Genomic DNA, 17,198 nt, shown 5'->3' with positions numbered 1-17,198 from the left:
CGAGAGGGACTGGAAGTACCCCCTCGAGGGGCCGGAAGTACCCCCTCGAGGGGGCCGAAAGTGCCCCCTCGAGGGGCGGGAAGTACCCCCGAGAGGGGGGAACGCGAACGTCGGCGGGCCCGGCACCCCGAGGGGTGCCGGGCCCGCCGACGTCGCGGGGCGACCTCAGTCGAGGTGCGCGTACCGGTACAGGAACGCGGCCATCGCGTCGCGCGCGACCGGCGCCAGCGGTCGGTACAGGTTCCGGCCGTCGTTGCCGACCCAGCCCGTGGCGACCCCCGTGGACTGCATCCAGACGATCTCCTCGTAGAACTGGTTGTCCGGGCTGACGTCCACGAACGGCGACGTCGCCGGCAGCGTCACCGCGGGCGAGTCCGCCGCGCGGTGGAGGAACGCCGCCATCGCGTCACGGGCGATCGGCGCCAGCGGGCGGAACTCCCGGCCGGCCGGGGTGACCCAGCCGGCCGAGATGCCCTCATCCGCCAACCACGCGATCTCCCTGTAGAACTGGTTGTCCACGGTGACGTCCACGAACGGCGACGTCGTCGGGGCCGTGTAGTCCTCCGGGGCCAGCATCCGGAACAGGAACGCCGCCATCGCGTCACGGGCGACCGGCTCGAGCGGGCGGAAGGTCCCGTCCTCCCAGCCGGTGGAGATGCCCTCCGTCGCGAGCCACGTAATCTCGAGGAAGAACTGGTTGTCCTCGTCCACGTCGGTGAACGTCGGAGCCGTCTCCCCCGCCTTCTCGACCAGCACCGCCACGGTCCGGGCGGGCACCGTCACCGTGCCGGTGGCCGGGTCCCAGGTCGTGGTGCGCACGACGTCGTCGCTGCCCTCGGCCTGGGCCGTGGTCAGGGCGAGCTCGCGTCCGGCCAGACCGTCCACGACCTGCGTGATCGGCTCGGGCGAGGCGTTGAACAGCACCAGCGCCGCGTCGAGGTCGTCGGAGACGCTCGCGCCGACGGTGTCGTCCACGAGCATCGCGATCCAGCCCTCCGGGGCGCCCGTCCCGCTCCCGGGGAACGTGACCTTCTGCTCGATGAGCTCGGCCGAGCCGAGGCGCAGCAGGTCGACCTCGCTGCGGACGCGGAGCAGGTCGAGCGCCTGCGCGGATCCGCTCGCCATGGCGTCCGGCGACGGCTTCAGCGCGGGGTCGGCGAGCAGCGGACGCATCGCGTCCCACTTCTCCTCGTTCGCCCACGCCCCGGGGAGTCCGGACCCGAAGGTGTTCTCGGTGCCCGTCCAGTCGATCCGGTTGAACCAGTCGCCCGAGTTGTAGGAGTCGCGGTCGAGCGACTTGCTCCGCAGCAGATCCGTCCCGGCGTGCCAGAACGACGGCGACTGCGAGAGCGAGACCGTGGCCAGCGAGAGCGTGTTCATCCGCACCCGGTCGGCCATGGTCGTGTCGGTCGGCAGCTTGAAGACCCCGAGGTCGTAGAGCGTCTCGTTGTCGTGGGCGTCGACGTAGTTGATCGTCTCCTCGGGCTGCGTGGCGTAGCCGGCCGGGGAGCCCCGGTAGTCGAGCTCGGCACCGGTCTTCTCCGTGCCGTCCGAGGCGGTGAGGGTGTAGTCGGCCAGGTTGCCCACCAGCCCGATCTTCACGAGGTCCGTCAGACCCCCGAGGTCGGCCTCACCGGTGCGCGACCGACCGTTCGGGTCGCCCGCGAGCCCGGTGCCGAAGCCCTGGTCGAAGGTCGAGGCACCGTCGACGGGGCTTCCGCCGTGGACGCCGTCGCGCAGGCGGTCGTTGAAGGTGCCGATGCCCGTGCCGCCGAGCTGGCCCTGGGTGGCCTGCTCGAACAGCGCGTTGTCGGCGACCTCACCGAAGTTCCACCCCTCCCCGTAGAGATAGATGGACGAGCCGTCCACCCCGTCCTCCTCGAGCGTCAACTCGTCGAGGGCGGCCCGCACGGCGAGCATGTTCTCCTTGCTGTGGTGGCCCATGAGGTCGAACCGGAAGCCGTCGACGCGGTAGTCCCGCGCCCACAGCACCACGGAGTCGACCATCAGCTTCTGCGCGACCTCGTGCTCGGTGGCGATGTTCTCGCAGCACGTGGACTTCTGGACCGCGCCTGCCGCGTCGAGCCGGTGGTAGTAGCCGGGCACGACCCGGTCCAGGACGCTCCTGTCCGCCTGGCCCGAGGCCGCCGTGTGGTTGTAGACCTGGTCGAGCACGACCTGGAGGCCCTCGGCGTGGAGCCCGCCGACCATCGCGCGGAACTCCTCCACCCGGGCCCCGCCCTCGGGATCGGCGGCGTAGCTGCCCTCCGGTGCGAGGAAGTGGTACGGGTCGTAGCCCCAGTTGTAGCCGTCGGTGTCGCGCTGCGCGCCGACGCACGCCTGCTGCGCCTCACCGGCCGGATCTGCCGTCGAGAGCGCCTCGAGGTCGCAGTCCGGGACGGTCTGGGCCGCCCGGTCCTCCTCGATGCTGGCGATGTCGAACGTGGGCAGCAGGTGCACCGTGGTGATGCCGGCGTCCGCCAGCTCCCCCAGGTGCTGCATTCCGTCGGAGTCCTCCCGGGTGAAGGCCGCGTAGGTGCCGCGCTCGTCCTGCGGCACCGTCGCGTCACCGATGGAGAAGTCCCGCACGTGCAGCTCGTAGATCGTCTGGTCCACCGACCGCTCGACGATCGGGGCAGCCGTCTCCTCCCACTGCTCCGGGCGGAGCGAGGAGTCGTCGAGGTCGACGACGACGGACGCGGTCGAGTTGGTCGTCAGCGCGACCGAGTACGGGTCGGTCACCTCGTTCGTCTCGACGGCGCCCGTGCTGGGCGCGTACACGGTCACGCGCCAGCGGTAGGTGTCGTCGACGGCGAGGACCGCCGCGGTCTCCCAGACCCCGGCCGCGGGGTCGAGGGTCGCGGGGACCTCGGCCTCGCTGCCGCCGACCGGTGTGCGCAGGAGCACGACGTCCTGCGCCGTCGGCGCCCACAGCGTCGCGGCCGCGGCGTCGCCGTCGAAGACCAGTCCGAGGTCGGCGTCCGTGACGGCGTCCGCGTACAGGTCGTCCAGGACGCCCGGCACCTGCACGCCGGTGGCCGCCGTGAGGTCGCCCCCGACGGACTGCGCCACCCACACCTGCTCGGTGAGGATCGCCGCGGCCTGCTCACGTGTGAGTCCGTCGGCCCGCAGCACCGTGGCGCCCGCCAGCGCCGGGAACCGTGCGGCCACGTCGGCCGGCAGCCCGCCGGCGACCACGCTCAGGGCGACGTCGTCGCCCCCGGTGATCCCGCCGTCGCCGACCGCGAGACCCGCGTCGGGCGAGTGGTGCAGCGTCCAGGTCGCCCCGGCCGCCGGCGCGCCGAGCGTGCTCGGCCAGGCCAGCAGGTCCTGCGTGACCCAGTGCGCCTGCAGCTGTCCGGTGCCGGGCAGCGGCGGGTCCTCGACCGTGATGGTCAGCAGGTGCGTGGCGATGTCGTAGGAGAACGCCGTCACGCTGCCCTCGGTCGCGGAGAAGGGGATGTTCGCCCCGTCGCGCACGCCGTTCAGGCCGTAGTTCTCGGCCCAGCTCAGGCCGTGGGCCACCTTGACCTCGTACGCGCCCGTGGGCAGGTCGGCGGTCGAGAACGTGTAGGTGCCGTCGCCGTCGGAGTCGGTCAGCCACCCGCACATCTGGTCGGGCGCCCAGTCGGACGTGCAGCCGAGCTCGGTCTGCAGGCTGCCGGCGAGAGTGATCACCGGACCCGAGGAGGTGTTGCTGAACTGCTTGGTCACCGGGTCGAAGAAGAACGTGATCGGCCCGCCGCCGTGCGTGTAGAGGGCGTTGGCGCCGCCGGGGACGCCGCCGACGCCGAAGTTGACGTCCCAGCTGCCGTTCGCGGCGATCTTGTACTCGTAGTCGCCGGCCGGGAGGTCGAACGTGCCCTTCCAGATGCCGTCGGCCGCGAGCGTGAGCCCGGCCGCGGCGCAGTCCGGCTGCCAGTCGGACGCGCAGCCCATCTCGGAGTTGTGCGTACCGGGCACGGCGATCGAGTCGAACGTCGGCTCCTCGGGGCCGCCGGGCTCCGTCGTCGTGACGTCGTTGCCGACGGAGGCGAAGGTCGAGACGGCCGAGGCCGCCCCGGCCGCGTCCACCGTGACCGCGCGGTACTCCACGAGGGTGCCGGTGGCGAGGTCGCTCGTGGTGTGGAAGACGCGCGGGTCGGTGTCCTCGGCGGTGCCGAGCGGCGTCCACCCGTCGCTGCCGACCACGCGCCACGCGAAGGAGGTCTCGCGCCAGGAGTCGTCGACGTCGACGGCGACCGGGGAGACCCCGGTGACGGCCGCGCCGGCGGCGGGCGAGGAGAACGCGATCGCCGAGGCCGCGGCCGGGGCCGTGACCTCGCCGTCGGCCACGAGGACGACGGCGGAGCGGGCCGGGACGGTGACGATCACGGCGCCGTCGGCGTCGGAGGTGGCCGTCGCCGTCGTCCCGTACAGGGGCGCGAACGTCGCGTCCGCCGTCAGGCTCGGGACGGTCACCGTGCGGTCGGTGGCCGAGGTGTTGGTGGCCACGAGGTGCTCGACCTTGTCGTCCCGGTCGACGCGCGAGAACGCGTAGACCCCCGCGTCGCCGTCGACGAGCCGCTCGATCTGGGCGCCGGTGGAGAGCGCGGGCGACGAGGCCCGCAGCTCCGAGAGGTCGGCGATCAGGGTGTACAGCGGGGCGTCGGTGTCGTAGCGGTCCACGCTCCCGGCGACCTCGCCCGTGACGAGCTCCTGCGTCGCGAACTCGGGCACCTGGGTGGCGAACAGCGACTGGCGCGCGTCCTTGTCACGACCGCCGAGGTCGCCGTCACCGACGAAGCCCTGCTCGTCGCCGTAGTAGACGACCGGCTGGCCGCGCGTCAGGTACATGAGCTCGTGCGCGAGCGTCGTGCGCTGCAGCGGGTCGTCGGTGAGGCGCAGGTAGTAGGCCGCGCGCCCCATGTCGTGGTTGCCGAGGAAGGTCGGCAGCGCCGACGCGGACGTGGTGGGGGTCGTGTAGTAGTCGTCGCCGTCGAACAGCGACGCCAGCGCCGAGGGCGAGTTGCCCGACGCGTAGGAGATCGCCTGCTGCTGGAACGTGAAGTCCAGCACCGAGTCCATGTCGGTGTCGCGGACGTACGGGCTCAGCAGCTTCGGGTCGGCGTCGTAGACCTCGCCGAACATGAAGAAGTCAGGCCGGCCCTGGGACGTGGCGTACTCGGAGACGGCCTGGGTGAAGACGTCCCAGAACTCCATGTTCACGTGCTTGACGGTGTCGATCCGGAAGCCGTCGATGCCGAGGTCGACCCACGCGTTGTAGACGTCGATCATCGTGTCGACCACGACGGGGTGCTCGGTCATGAGGTCGTCGAGGCCGTCGAAGTCGCCGAACGTGACCGACTCCCCGGACCAGGTCGAGTTGCCGCGGTTGTGGTAGAGCGTCGGGTCGTTGAGGACGGCAGGCACCTTGATGTCCGCGACGTCGGCGTCGATCACCGGGGTGTAGGGGAACGACGTCGCCGGGTCGAGCTCGGGGAAGTCGTCGGTCCCGGCGTAGTCGGCGGGATCGAACGCGGCGCCGTCGGCGTCGAGGTAGGGCGAGGTCGCCTGGTCGACGTAGCCGTACTCACCCTCGGCGTACTCGATGACGTCGGCGGTGTGGTTGGTGACGATGTCGAAGTAGACCTTGATGCCCCGGGCGTGGGCGTCGTCGATGAGCGCCTCGAGCTCGGCGTTCGTCCCCAGGTGCGGGTCGATCTGGGTGAAGTCCGTGATCCAGTAGCCGTGGTACCCGGCGCTGGCGCCCGCACCCTCGCCCTGGACGGGGCGGTTCTCGAACGACGGCGTGAGCCAGATCGCGCTGACGCCGAGGCCCTCGATGTAGTCGAGGTTCTCGTGCAGCCCGGCGAGGTCGCCGCCCTGGTAGAAGCCCTTGTCTGTCGGGTCGAAGCCGTGCGCGAGCCGGTCGCCGGCGATCCCGGCCGTGTCGTTCGTGGTGTCGCCGTTGGCGAACCGGTCGGCCATGACGAAGTAGAAGGTCTCGTCCGCACCCTCCTGGCGCACCGGCTCGGCCACGATCGCGTCGTCGGTGGCGGTGTACTCCCCCGCCAGCCCGAGCGGGGTCAGGCCCACGCGCTTGGTGGTGTCGTCGAACGTCACGCGCAGCGTCGTCGTGCCGCCCAGCGTCAGCGGGGCGTTCTCGGCGCCGCCCTCGAGGCCGTAGGCCTCGTCCCAGGCGCCGTCGACGGCGATCTTGTACTCCCAGGACCCGGCCGGGACCTCGAAGTCGGCGGCGTAGACGCCGGGGGTGGCGGTCTCCGCCAGCAGCGTCGCACCGCAGGTCGGGTCCCAGTCGCCGGCGCAGCCGAGCTCGGACTGGAGGCTGCCGACGAGGGTGAACGTGCGGACGGCGGCGGCCGCAGCCACGTCACCCCCGCTGCCGGCCTCACCGACGGGGTCGGACGGGGTCGCCTGGGCGGCCGCCGCGAGACCGGCGCTGCCGCTCAGGAGCATCGCCGCTGCGAGCGCGGCCCCGAGGCTGCGGCGCCGCAGAGACCCGGGTTCGCGGGCGGGACGGGAACGCCCGGTCGGGGCGTCCGTGGTTCGGGCGGTCCGGGTGCGGACCGTGGGCGCGCTTCGTCGTGCTCGCACGTGAGTCACCTGTTCGTCGTTGGGCAGGTTGGTGCGCGCCTGGCCCGGCGCACCCGACGAGTGTGCGCCAGATCACGCCCGGATTGCAAGGGCGGGTAAAGGCTTGCAAGAAGTTGCAGCCGCGAGGGACCAAGGCTCCGCGGATCGACCGGTGCACACCGCCCGGGAACGCGAACGGCGGGCGGCCACCGTGAGGTGACCGCCCGCCGTCGTCCTGCGGGTGCTGCTGGTGCTACGAGGGGAACGGGCTCAGAAGCCCATGCCACCCATCTCGTCGCCGCCACCGGCCGGCATCGGCTGGGCCTTCTCGGGCTTCTCGGCCACGACAGCCTCGGTGGTGAGGAACAGACCGGCGATCGAGGCAGCGTTCTGCAGAGCAGAGCGGGTCACCTTGACCGGGTCGTTCACACCGGCGGCGAGGAGGTCCTCGTACACCCCGGTCGCGGCGTTGAGGCCGTGACCCGACGGGAGGTTGCGGACCTTCTCCGCCACGACGCCGCCCTCGAGGCCGGCGTTGATGGCGATCTGCTTGAGCGGCGCGTCGATGGCGACCCGGACGATGTTCGCCCCGGTGGCCTCGTCACCCTCGAGCTCGAGCGTCTCGAACGCGACCTTGCCGGCCTGGATGAGCGCCACGCCGCCTCCGGCGACGATGCCCTCCTCGACGGCGGCCTTCGCGTTGCGAACGGCGTCCTCGATGCGGTGCTTGCGCTCCTTGAGCTCGACCTCGGTGGCCGCGCCCGCCTTGATGATGGCCACGCCACCGGCGAGCTTGGCGAGGCGCTCCTGGAGCTTCTCGCGGTCGTAGTCGCTGTCGCTGTTCTCGATCTCGGCGCGGATCTGGTTGACGCGGCCCTCGATGAGGTCGGCGTCGCCGGCACCCTCGACGATCGTCGTCTCGTCCTTGGTGATGACGACCTTGCGCGCCTGGCCGAGCACCGACAGGTCGGCGTTCTCCAGCGTGAGACCGACGGTCTCGGAGATGACCTGACCGCCCGTGAGGATGGCCATGTCCTGCAGCATCGCCTTGCGGCGGTCACCGAAGCCGGGCGCCTTGACGGCGACGGAGCGGAAGATGTTGCGGATCTTGTTCACGACGAGCGTGGCCAGGGCCTCGCTGTCGACGTCCTCGGCGATGATGACGAGCGGCTTGCCGGACTGGATGATCTTCTCCAGCAGGGGCAGCAGGTCCTTGACCGTGGAGATCTTCGACTCGACGAGGAGCACGTAGGCGTCCTCCAGGACGGCCTCCTGGCGCTCCTGGTCCGTGACGAAGTACGCCGACAGGTAACCCTTGTCGAAGCGCATGCCCTCGGTGAGCTCGAGCTCGAGACCGAGCGCGTTGCTCTCCTCGACGGTGATGACGCCTTCCTTGCCGACCTTGTCGATCGCCTCGGCGATGAGCTCGCCGATGGCCGGGTCGTTGGCGGAGATCGCGGCGGTGGCAGCGATCTGCTCCTTCGTCTCGATCTCGACGGCCTGCGTGCGCAGGGCCTCGGTGACAGCCTCGACGGCCTTGTCGATGCCCCGCTTGAGGGCGATCGGGTTGGCGCCGGCGGCGACGTTGCGCAGACCCTCGCGCACGAGCGCCTGGGCCAGGACGGTGGCGGTGGTGGTGCCGTCGCCCGCGACGTCGTCGGTCTTCTTGGCGACCTCCTTGACGAGCTCGGCGCCGATCTTCTCCAGCGGCTCCTCGAGCTCGATCTCCTTGGCGATCGAGACGCCGTCGTTGGTGATCGTGGGGGCGCCCCACTTCTTCTCCAGGACGACGTTGCGGCCCTTCGGGCCGAGGGTCACGCGGACGGCGTCGGCGAGGCGGTTGAGGCCACGCTCCATGCCGCGGCGGGCTTCCTCATCAAAGGCAATGATCTTGGCCATGTGGCGTGCGATCCTCCGTGTTGACGTGAGTGCCGGGCGATGCCCGCGACGGACGACGTCGCTCGCGCGCGGTCTCGTCCCGCTCGCAGCAGCGCCTCATCGGTACCGGCTGTTTTGTCACTCTCGGTACGAGAGTGCTAACGCCATTATTGGCACTCCCCCACCGAGAGTGCAAGCGAGTGGGAGTCGTTTCCCCCACGGCGCAACGCCCTGGAGGTGCGGACACCGGCAGGAGCCCGCCGGTAGGTTGACGTGGTGCAACGACTGACCTCCGCCGGGATCGCCTGGCGCCTCGGCGCCACCGCCCTCGCGCTCGGCATCCTCGTCGCGGGCCAGGTCCACGACACCGACGACTACTTCCCGCTCGGCTCGCTCTCGCAGTACGGAGCCCCGAAGGACCTCAACGGCACCGTCCGCTCGGTCTACCTCGAGGGCCTCCTGCCCGGCGAGACCGAACCCGTCGTGATCGGCCTCAGCCACGCCAGCACCGGCGTCGCGCGCGGGGAGATCGAGGGTCAGCTCGGCCGCTTCGTCGACGACCCCTCCCTCCTGCAGTCCATCGCCGACGCCTACGCGCAGCTGCGCCCCGAGCGCGCGCAGCCCGAGGTCCTGTACCTGCGGCGCTCTGTCGTGCAGCTCGCCGACGGCCACGCCGTCGGCGAGCCGGAGATCCTCACGCTCGCCACCTGGGAGGTCGAGTGACCACCGCGTCCGACGCCGTCGCCGTCTCCTCGTCGCCCCGCGACCGCTCCCCCGTCCGCCGCGGGCTGCGCGCCGGCCTCGACTGGTTCCTCGCACCCGTCCCGCTCGCGCGGGTGGCGGCCTTCCGCATCCTCATCTACGCGTTCGTGGTCCTCGACGTGCTGTGGGTGCGCACCAGCGTCGTCCCGCACGGCTACGTCCCCGACCTGTACCGCCCCACCTGGCTCTCCCGGGCACTGGCGATCCCGCCGCTGACACCGACGCAGGGCACCGTCCTCCTGTGGCTGCTCCTGGCCTCGTGCGTGGCGGCCGTCGTCGCGGTCGTGCTCGGGCGCCTGCAGCGGACCACCGGTATCGCGGTAGCGCTGGGGTTCTGGCTCTGGATGCTCAACTCCCAGGGGTTCGGCTACATCAGCCACGACCACCTCGCCCTCATGGTCGCGGTCACCGTGCTCCCGACGGCGGGCGTCACCCGGTTGCGCGACCACACGCCGTCGCAGGCGGCCGGCTGGGCGCTGCGCGCGATCCAGCTCGCCGTCGTGGCGACCTACTTCGGCTCGGCGATCCTCAAGTGGATGCGGGCCGGCAGCCCGGCCGGCTGGGCCAACAGCGCCGTGTTCGTGTGGGCGATCATGCGGCGCGGCTCGCCGCTCATCCGGTGGACGCTCGAGTACCCGTGGCTGCTGATCGTCGGTCAGTGGGGTCTGTACCTCATCGAGCTGTTCTCACCGGTGGTGCTGTGGCTGCGGGGGCGCTGGCTCTACGTCGCCATCTCCACGTTCATCCTCTTCCACCTCGCGACGTTCCTGTCGCTCGGCATCCACTTCCTGCCCACGGTCGTGTGCTGGGCGGCGTTCCTGCCGCTCGAACGGCTGCCCTTCCTGCGCGCGCGCCGCCCGGCCTGAGGCTCAGGGCGCCAGCGACGGCGCCGACATCCCGAACCGCGTCCGCAGCAGACGCCTGGCCGAGAACCAGCCAGACATGCCGTGCACGCCCGGCCCGGGCGGCGTGGAGGCGGAGCACAGCGCGACGCCGGGGATCCCGACGTCGTACGGGTTCCAGCTCAGGCGCGGACGCGCCACCATGCGGTAGATCGTGATGGCCCCGGCCGCGATGTCGCCGCCGATGTAGTTGGCGTTGTGGTCGGCCATCCGCGACGCGGGCACCGCGTGCGAGGCGACGACGACGTCGCGGAAGCCCGGCGCGAAGCGCTCGATCTGCGCGGTGACCGCCTCGGTGGGGTCGACGTCGGAGCCGTTCGGGACGTGGGCGTAGGTCCACAGCGGGCTGAGTCCGTCCACGCGCCGGGACGGGTCGGGCTCGCTCGGGTCGCTGACGAGCACCATCGGCCGCTCGGCGTGCCGCCCCCGGGAGACCTCGTGCTCGGCCAGCGCCATCTCCGGCCGCGTCCCGCCGACGTGGACCGTGCCGGCCCGTGAGACTCCCTCCGCCTGCCACGGCACGGCCTCGCTGAGCACGAAGTCGACCTTCGCGGCGCCGTCGCCGTAGCGGAAGTCCTCCAGGCCGCGGCGCACGCCCGCCGGCAGCCGGTCGCCCCAGATCGAGGCGAGGGCCCGCGGGGAGGTGTCCATGAAGTAGGCGCGCGCCCTCGGCAGCTGGCGGTAGTCGGAGATCGGGTGGTCGGGGACGAGGTCGCCGCCGTGCGCCACGAGGTCCGCCACGAGCGCGTCGGTGATCGACTGCGTCCCGCCGACCGGGATCGGCCACCCGCCGACGTGCGCGAGGCTGCCGAGCAGCAGGGCCGTGCCCGCGGGGGCCAGACCGGGCATCATCGCGATGCCGTGCGCCGCGACCCCCGTGAGGAGCGCCGGGGCGACCTCGCCCGAGAACCGCAGGTCCCAGGCGCGCGTGCCCTGCTCCAGCAGCGCGGAGGCGAAGGCGAGGGCGCTGCGCACGCCCGACGGCGAGAGCACCTCGCGCGGAACCGAGCGCTTGTCACCCATCGCCAGCGCGACGACGGCCTCGCTGTTCTCGACCAGCGGCGTCATGAGCGAGCGCCAGGCAGGGCCGTCGCTCCCGAGCCCGTCGACCGTGAGCTCGAGGTCGTGCCAGGCCAGTCCCGCGCGGCCGTCGTCCAGCGGCTGGGCGTAGGAGACCTCGGGGACGGCGAGCTGGACGCCGCGCGCCGGGAGGTCGAGCTCGCGCAGGAACGGGCTCGCCAGCGCCATCGGGTGGACGGCCGAGCAGATGTCGTGCACGACGCCGGGCGCCAGTCCCAGGTCGGCCGTCCTGGCCCCACCGCCGATCGTCGGCTGCCCCTCGTACACGCGCACGCTCAGGCCTGCCCGTGCCATCGTGACGGCGGCCGCGAGCCCGTTCGGACCCGAACCGACCACGACGACGTCCACCACGTCCCTGCTCATCTCTCCACCCTAGGACCGCGCGGACCGACCGACGGTCGGCGGTTCTCGGGGCGTGCCGGCCGTCACACCACGGTCTGGCACGATGGCCGGGTGCAGCGCCGCGGTCCGTCCCTCGTCGTGCTGGGGCTGACCGCCGTGCTCACGGCGGGCGCGAGCCTCGGCCCCGCCGGCGCTCCCTCGGTGGTTCTCGCGTCGGAGGGTGCGGTCCACACGTGGACCGAGAGCGACGGCGAGGTGAGCGGCGCCGTCGTCGTCGTCCGCCCGGGCACCGCCCCCGACCTCCTGCCCGGCTCCCGCGTGCTCGCGCCGGGACCGGAGGCGACCGACGCCGAGCGCGCGGCGGCGACGGCCGAGGCGCAGCGGCAGCGCGACTGGCTCGCGGCCGGCTCCGTCCCCGGCGAGGGCGGCCCGCACGCGGACCTGGGCCGGGACGCCCTGCTCGACCTCTACACCGCCACGCACACGCCCGACGGCGACGTCCGCGCCCCGTTCGCCGCGCCCACCGGCGCCTGGCGCTACGTCTGGCCGCGTGACGCGGCGTTCGCCGCCGTCACCCTCGCCCGCACCGGGCACGTGGCCGACGCCGTCGCCGTCCTGGGGTTCTTCGACGACGTCGAGGTCACCGCCGAGGGCTTCCACGCGCGCTACCGCCTCGACGGCACCGTGCCGGACGACCGCGGCCCGCAGCTGGACGGCGCGGCCTGGCTGCTGTGGGCGAGCGCGGAGACGGCAGCGCTCGCCCCGCCGTCGGACGTCCCCGCCGTCCTCGAGGACCTCGCGGGCATCACGTTGGCGAGCGCCGGCGTGCTCCTGGGCGCGACGGACTCCCCCGGGCACCTCCCGGACGTCTCCTCCGACTACTGGGAGCTGCCGGAGACGCGCCTGACGCTCGGTACCGCGGCCCCGGTGCTCACGGGGCTCGACGCCCTCGCGACGCTGCAGCAGCTCGCGGGGCGCGACGGCGAGGCCACGGCCACCCGCGAGCGCCTCGCGCTGGTGCGCGACGCCGTCGCGACGGCCTTCGGCCCCACCTGGCCGCGGCACGCGGGCGGCCGGCACCAGGACGCGGCGACCGCGCTGGCGCTGCCGCCGTTCCAGGACGAGGCCCTGCCCGGCGCGGAGACCGCGTGGCGGCTGAGTGCGCGCGGCATGGCCCGACCGGCGGGCGGGCTCGCGCCGGGCGAGGGGTGGCGCGAGCCGCACTACTCCTGGACGCCGCAGACCGCGCTGTACGCGCTCACGTCCGCCACCCTGGGCGAGGACGCCGCGGCACGCGAACGGCTGGACTGGCTCGCCGCGCACACCACGCTGATGGGGTCGGTCCCCGAGAAGGTCGGACCCGACGGCGCAGGGGCGCAGGTCGCGCCCCTGGTCTGGTCGAGCGCGCTGGTGCTGCTGACGCTGGACGAGCTCGACCGCCAGCCGGCCGGAGCCGGACGGCAGCCGATCGGCAGCGCGTCCTAGACCGGCCCGGCGGGCTTGGCGGGGTCGCGCGAGCCCGACCCGGCACGCGCGAGGCTCGGCATGATCTCGTGCAGCCGCCCGACCCACTCGGGGTGCTCGTCGCCGAAGCAGCGCTCGATCACCTGCGCCATCGCGAACGCGGCGGTCGAGGCGCCCGGGGACGCGCCGAGGAGCCCGGCGACGGAGCCGTCCGCCGCCGTGATGACCTCCGTGCCGAACTGCAGCACACCGGTGCGACGGGCGTCGGGCCGGATGACCTGCACCCGCTGCCCGGCGGTGATCATGGTCCAGCGCGAGCGCTCGGCGTCGGGGAAGAACTTCCGCAGCGTGCGCAGCTTGGCGGCCGGCGTCGCGAGCAGCTCCTTGACCAGGTACTTCACCAGGTCGAGGTTGTCGCGGGCGACGGCGAGCAGCGGCAGGACGTTGCCCGGCCGGATCGTCTTGAGCGCGTCGAGCGGCGAGCCGAACGCGAGGAACTTGAGGCTGAAGCCCGCGAACGGGCCGAACATCAGCGCGGTGCGGCCGTCGACGACGCGGGTGTCCAGGTGCGGCACGGACATCGGCGGGGCGCCGACCTCGGCCTTGCCGTAGACCTTCGCCTGGTGGCGGGCCACGAGCTCGGGGTCGAACGTGCGCAGGAACTGGCCCGAGATCGGGAAGCCGGCGAAGCCCTTGATCTCCGGGATGCCGGTGGTCTGGAGCAGGCGCAGCGCGCCGCCGCCGGCCCCGACGAAGACGAACCGGGCGTGCGCCGTGCGGCGCTCGCCGAGCGGGGTCCAGGCGTTGTCGCGCAGGCGGATCTTCCAGCCGTGCGGGCCGCGCGTCACGGACGACGCCTGCACGCTCGTGTGCACGACGACGCCGCGCGCCTGCGCGGCCTCGAGCAGCTGGCGGGTCAGCGAGCCGAAGTCGACGTCGGTCCCGGCGTCGGAGCGGGTCGCGGCGATCGGCTCGCTGCTCAGTCGGCCCTCGGCCAGCAGCGGGGCCCAGTCGCGCACGACCTCGGGGTCCTCGGTGTAGACCATGTCGGCGAAGTTGGGGTGGGCGGCGAGCGCCTCGTGGCGTCGGCGCAGGTAGTCCACGCCCTCGGTCCCGCTGACGAAGGTCATGTGCGGGACGGGGCTGACGAACGTCGTCCCGTCCGGCAGGGCGCCGGAGTCGGCGAGGTGGTCCCACAGCTCGCGCGAGGCCTTGAACTGCTCGTTGACCGCGATCGCCTTGGTGATGTCGATGCTGCCGTCGGCCCGCTCGGGCGTGTAGTTGAGCTCGCACAGCGCGGCGTGGCCGGTACCGGCGTTGCGCCAGGGGTCGGAGCTCTCCTGCGCGGGCTCGACGAGGCGCTCGTAGACGTGGATCGTCGCATCGGGGTCGAGCTCGGTGAGGAGGATCGCGAGCGTGGCGCTCATGACCCCACCACCGACGAGGGCGTAGTCGACCGGGGCGTCGTTGCGCGGAGCGGGCATGGGTCCACCGTAAGTCGTCGGTCACCCTCGACGCCAAACAGCGTCCCCGACGACGACCCCACCCGGGCCGGACGGTCGACGACCGGGGTCAGCCCACGAAGTCGGGGCGCAGCACCACGGTGATGCTCGGCACGTCGCCGAGCTCGACGACGTTCCCGATCCCCAGGAGCTCGCCGAGCGCCTGGGCCTCGTCGAGGAGGTCGGGGTCGGCGTAGAAGATCGTGGAGATCTCCGGCTGCGCCGACTGGTAGTTCCCGGTCGTCGCGCCGGTCCAGCCGGCCTCGGCGAGGGTCTCGCCGACCTGTCCGGCGAGGCCCTGCACCGAGGCGCCGTTGAGCACGCTCACCGCGACCTCCTGGTCGAGCGGCGGCGGCGGGGGCTCCTCGGCGGTGGGCTCCTCCGTCGGCTCCTCACCGGGGGCGGTCTCACCCGGTGCCTCGGTTCCCTCGCCCTCACCCTCGGGCGGCGCGGTCTCGCCGGCCTCCTGGGACGTCTCGGGCGACGACTGCTCCGGCGTCCCGTCGTCACCCGTCGCGAGCGAGACGAGCCCGTAGGCCACGAGCGGGGCGATGATCACGACGGCGATGAGCGGTCCCCACACCCGGTACCAGGGGCGAGGCGCGCGGTGCACGGCCTGCGGGTGCGGTTGCTTCCGAGGACGTCGAACTCGTCCTCGGGGAAGTCGTAGTCGTCCTGGGGCACGGTTCGAGACTAACCGGCGAGAGCGCTCAGAGCGCCCCGTCGGCGAAGCGGCGCGCCTGACGGTTCTGCTGACGGGCGGAGCGCAGGCGGCGGAGACGCTTGACCAGCATCGGGTCGGCGGCCAGCGCGTCGGGCGAGTCGATCAGCACGTTGAGGGTCTGGTAGTACCGCGTCGCGGTCATCCCGAACAGCTCCGAGATCGCCGACTCCTTGGCACCGCCGTGGCGCCACCAGCCGCGCTCGAACTCCAGGATCGCGGCCTCGCGCTCGGTGAGGCCCTCGACGTCGTGGGCGACGACTGCTGCCATGGGACGCTCCTGAGGTCGGTGGGTGCCGGGACGGTGGTGATCGACGTGCCCGGTCAGTCTAGCCACGAAGCACACGGGTGTCATTCGCCTCCGCTCGCCCGGCTGCTGCGAGGATCGGGGGATGCCGACGCGACCCCTGACCGAGCTCGTGGCCGCCGACTGGGCCGAGGCCCTGGCTCCCGTGGAACCCACGATCCGCCGCCTCGGGGACCAGCTGCGCGACGACGTCGCGCACGGCCGCGGCTTCCTGCCGGCGGGTGAGCACGTCCTGCGGGCCTTCGAGCGTCCGCTGGCGGACGTCAGGGTCCTGATCGTCGGCCAGGACCCCTACCCGACCCCCGGCCACGCCGTCGGGCTCTCCTTCTCCGTCGCCCCGGACGTCCGTCCCGTCCCGCGGTCGCTGGCGAACATCTACACCGAGCTCGAGAGCGACCTCGGGGTGCCGCGACCCGCCACCGGGGACCTGAGCCCGTGGGCGGACGCCGGCGTGCTGCTGCTGAACCGGGTGCTGACCGTGGCGCCCGGCGCCGCGGGGTCGCACCGTCGCCGGGGCTGGGAGGAGGTCACGCAGGTGGCCATCGAGGCGCTCGTGGCCCGCGGCGGTCCGCTGGTCGCCGTGCTGTGGGGCCGCGACGCGCAGTCCCTGACGCCGATGCTCGGCTCGACCCCGATCGTCGCCAGCGCGCACCCCTCCCCCCTGTCGGCGCGGACCGGCTTCTTCGGGTCGCGACCGTTCAGCCGGGTGAACGCCCTCCTGGCGGAGCAGGGCGCGGCGCCCGTCGACTGGCGGCTCTCCTAGTGCCACCATGGCGGGCATGACCGCACCTGCTCCCTGGTCCTCCTACGTCGCGCTGGGCGACTCCTTCACCGAGGGCCTGTGGGACGTCGTCGACGACGACGCCCGTCCCGATCCCGAGATGTCCGCCTGGGCGACGGCGAACCCGCACGCGCCCGAGACGCGCTGGCTGCACCTGCGCGGCTGGGCCGACCTGCTCGCCGGCCACCTCGCCGACCGGCGGCCCGAGGGCGAGTCCGTCCGCTACGCGAACCTGGCCGTCCGGGGGAAGCTGCTCCCCGCCGTCGTGACGGAGCAGGTCCCCGTGGCGCTCGAGCTGGAGCCGGACCTCGTCTCGCTGATCGCCGGCGGCAACGACATCCTGCGGCCCTCGGTCGACGTCGACGCGATCGCCGACCGGCTCGAGGACGCCGTCGTACGGCTGCGCGAGGCGGGGATCGCCGTGCTGCTCGCGACCGGCGTCGACGCCAAGGGGTCGATGCTCATCTCCTCCACCCGCACACGCGTGGGCATCTTCAACTCCCACATCTGGTCGATCGCGCGCCGCCACGACGCGATGGTGCTCGACGTGTGGGGCATGCGGAGCCTGCACGACCTGCGGATGTGGAGCGGCGATCGCATCCACCTCGTCGCGGACGGCCACCGGCGGGTGGCGCAGGCGGCCCTGGTCGGCCTGGGCCAGGAGCCAGACGACGCCGCGTGGGACGACCCGCTGACGCCGCTGGTCGTGCCGGTGCGCGACCGCGTGACCTCGGACGCCGCCTGGTTCCGCGAGCACGCCTACCCGTGGGCGACGCGCCGGCTGCGGGGCAGGTCGTCCGGTGACACCCGTCAGCCCAAGCAGCCGGAGCTCGTGACGGTCGAGCGGCGGGCCTGACGGCGGCGACACGACGGGCGGTCGGAC

11 protein-coding genes are annotated in these 17,198 nt (G+C 72.8%); 5 read left to right on the top strand and 6 right to left on the bottom strand.

Annotated elements, in window-relative coordinates; translation table 11 throughout:
* Nucleotides 1-165: 165 nt before the first annotated feature.
* Nucleotides 166-6,459, bottom strand: coding sequence for a pullulanase-type alpha-1,6-glucosidase (gene pulA / locus C8046_RS15945; protein ID WP_158277240.1), 6,294 nt, complete (start codon nt 6,457-6,459; stop codon nt 166-168).
* A gap of 387 nt (nt 6,460-6,846) precedes the next feature.
* The gene (groL, locus tag C8046_RS15940; RefSeq protein ID WP_109230289.1) at nt 6,847-8,475 is read right to left on the bottom strand and encodes a chaperonin GroEL; all 1,629 of its coding nucleotides are present in this window, start codon (nt 8,473-8,475) and stop codon (nt 6,847-6,849) included.
* Between the two features lie 255 nt (nt 8,476-8,730).
* Here groL and C8046_RS15935 point away from each other — a divergent pair, with 255 nt between their 5' ends.
* Nucleotides 8,731-9,177 carry a hypothetical protein gene (locus tag C8046_RS15935; RefSeq protein ID WP_146197189.1) on the top strand — a complete coding sequence of 149 codons (447 nt, stop codon included), beginning with the start codon at nt 8,731-8,733 and terminating at the stop codon, nt 9,175-9,177.
* Entirely contained in the window at nt 9,174-10,082 is a 909-nt protein-coding gene (locus tag C8046_RS15930) for a hypothetical protein (RefSeq protein WP_109230287.1), read from the top strand. The genes C8046_RS15935 and C8046_RS15930 overlap by 4 nt, the downstream gene beginning before the upstream one ends.
* 3 nt (nt 10,083-10,085) lie before the next feature.
* Here C8046_RS15930 and C8046_RS15925 read toward each other — a convergent pair whose 3' ends face one another.
* The gene (locus C8046_RS15925; protein WP_109230286.1) at nt 10,086-11,561 is read right to left on the bottom strand and encodes a phytoene desaturase family protein; all 1,476 of its coding nucleotides are present in this window, start codon (nt 11,559-11,561) and stop codon (nt 10,086-10,088) included.
* Nucleotides 11,562-11,651: 90 nt separating this feature from the next.
* Between C8046_RS15925 and C8046_RS15920 the strand changes: the two genes are divergently transcribed.
* Nucleotides 11,652-13,025, top strand: coding sequence for a glycoside hydrolase family 15 (locus tag C8046_RS15920; protein ID WP_109230285.1), 1,374 nt, complete (start codon nt 11,652-11,654; stop codon nt 13,023-13,025).
* On the opposite strand, the gene mqo is transcribed toward C8046_RS15920, so the two are convergent.
* The 3 genes from mqo to C8046_RS15905 form a co-directional block, all read right to left on the bottom strand.
* Entirely contained in the window at nt 13,022-14,488 is a 1,467-nt protein-coding gene (gene mqo, locus C8046_RS15915) for a malate dehydrogenase (quinone) (protein WP_109230284.1), read from the bottom strand. The two genes, C8046_RS15920 and mqo, sit on opposite strands and share 4 nt — an antisense overlap.
* Nucleotides 14,489-14,576: 88 nt before the next feature.
* Nucleotides 14,577-15,119 (bottom strand): LytR C-terminal domain-containing protein, encoded by a 543-nt coding sequence (locus C8046_RS15910; RefSeq protein ID WP_146197188.1) that lies wholly within the window; start codon nt 15,117-15,119, stop codon nt 14,577-14,579.
* 97 nt (nt 15,120-15,216) lie between these two features.
* The gene (locus C8046_RS15905) at nt 15,217-15,498 is read right to left on the bottom strand and encodes a DUF3263 domain-containing protein (RefSeq protein WP_109230282.1); all 282 of its coding nucleotides are present in this window, start codon (nt 15,496-15,498) and stop codon (nt 15,217-15,219) included.
* A 121-nt stretch (nt 15,499-15,619) separates the two neighbouring features.
* On the opposite strand from C8046_RS15905, the gene C8046_RS15900 reads away from it, so the two are divergent.
* Together C8046_RS15900 and C8046_RS15895 are read left to right on the top strand one after the other, a co-directional pair.
* Complete coding sequence (locus C8046_RS15900) at nt 15,620-16,297, top strand: uracil-DNA glycosylase (protein ID WP_109230281.1); 678 nt, start codon at nt 15,620-15,622, stop codon at nt 16,295-16,297.
* A 16-nt stretch (nt 16,298-16,313) separates the two neighbouring features.
* On the top strand, nt 16,314-17,171 hold the full coding sequence (locus C8046_RS15895) for an SGNH/GDSL hydrolase family protein (protein WP_328587613.1): 858 nt from the start codon (nt 16,314-16,316) through the stop codon (nt 17,169-17,171).
* The last annotated feature ends 27 nt before the right edge of the window (nt 17,172-17,198 follow it).

This window comes from Serinibacter arcticus (genome assembly GCF_003121705.1).
Lineage (GTDB): Bacteria > Actinomycetota > Actinomycetes > Actinomycetales > Beutenbergiaceae > Litorihabitans.
This window is presented reverse-complemented; position numbering and strand designations above follow the sequence as displayed.

Bases quoted from the DNA above. Each gene is read 5' to 3' on its own strand.
- C8046_RS15895 (WP_328587613.1), top strand. From the start codon at position 16,314: ATGACCGCACCTGCTCCCTGGTCCTCCTACGTCGCGCTGGGCGACTCC.
- pulA (WP_158277240.1), bottom strand. From the start codon at position 6,459: ATGCTCCTGAGCGGCAGCGCCGGTCTCGCGGCGGCCGCCCAGGCGACC.
- C8046_RS15925 (WP_109230286.1), bottom strand. From the start codon at position 11,561: ATGAGCAGGGACGTGGTGGACGTCGTCGTGGTCGGTTCGGGTCCGAAC.
- C8046_RS15900 (WP_109230281.1), top strand. From the start codon at position 15,620: ATGCCGACGCGACCCCTGACCGAGCTCGTGGCCGCCGACTGGGCCGAG.
- mqo (WP_109230284.1), bottom strand. From the start codon at position 14,488: ATGCCCGCTCCGCGCAACGACGCCCCGGTCGACTACGCCCTCGTCGGT.
- groL (WP_109230289.1), bottom strand. From the start codon at position 8,475: ATGGCCAAGATCATTGCCTTTGATGAGGAAGCCCGCCGCGGCATGGAG.
- C8046_RS15905 (WP_109230282.1), bottom strand. From the start codon at position 15,498: ATGGCAGCAGTCGTCGCCCACGACGTCGAGGGCCTCACCGAGCGCGAG.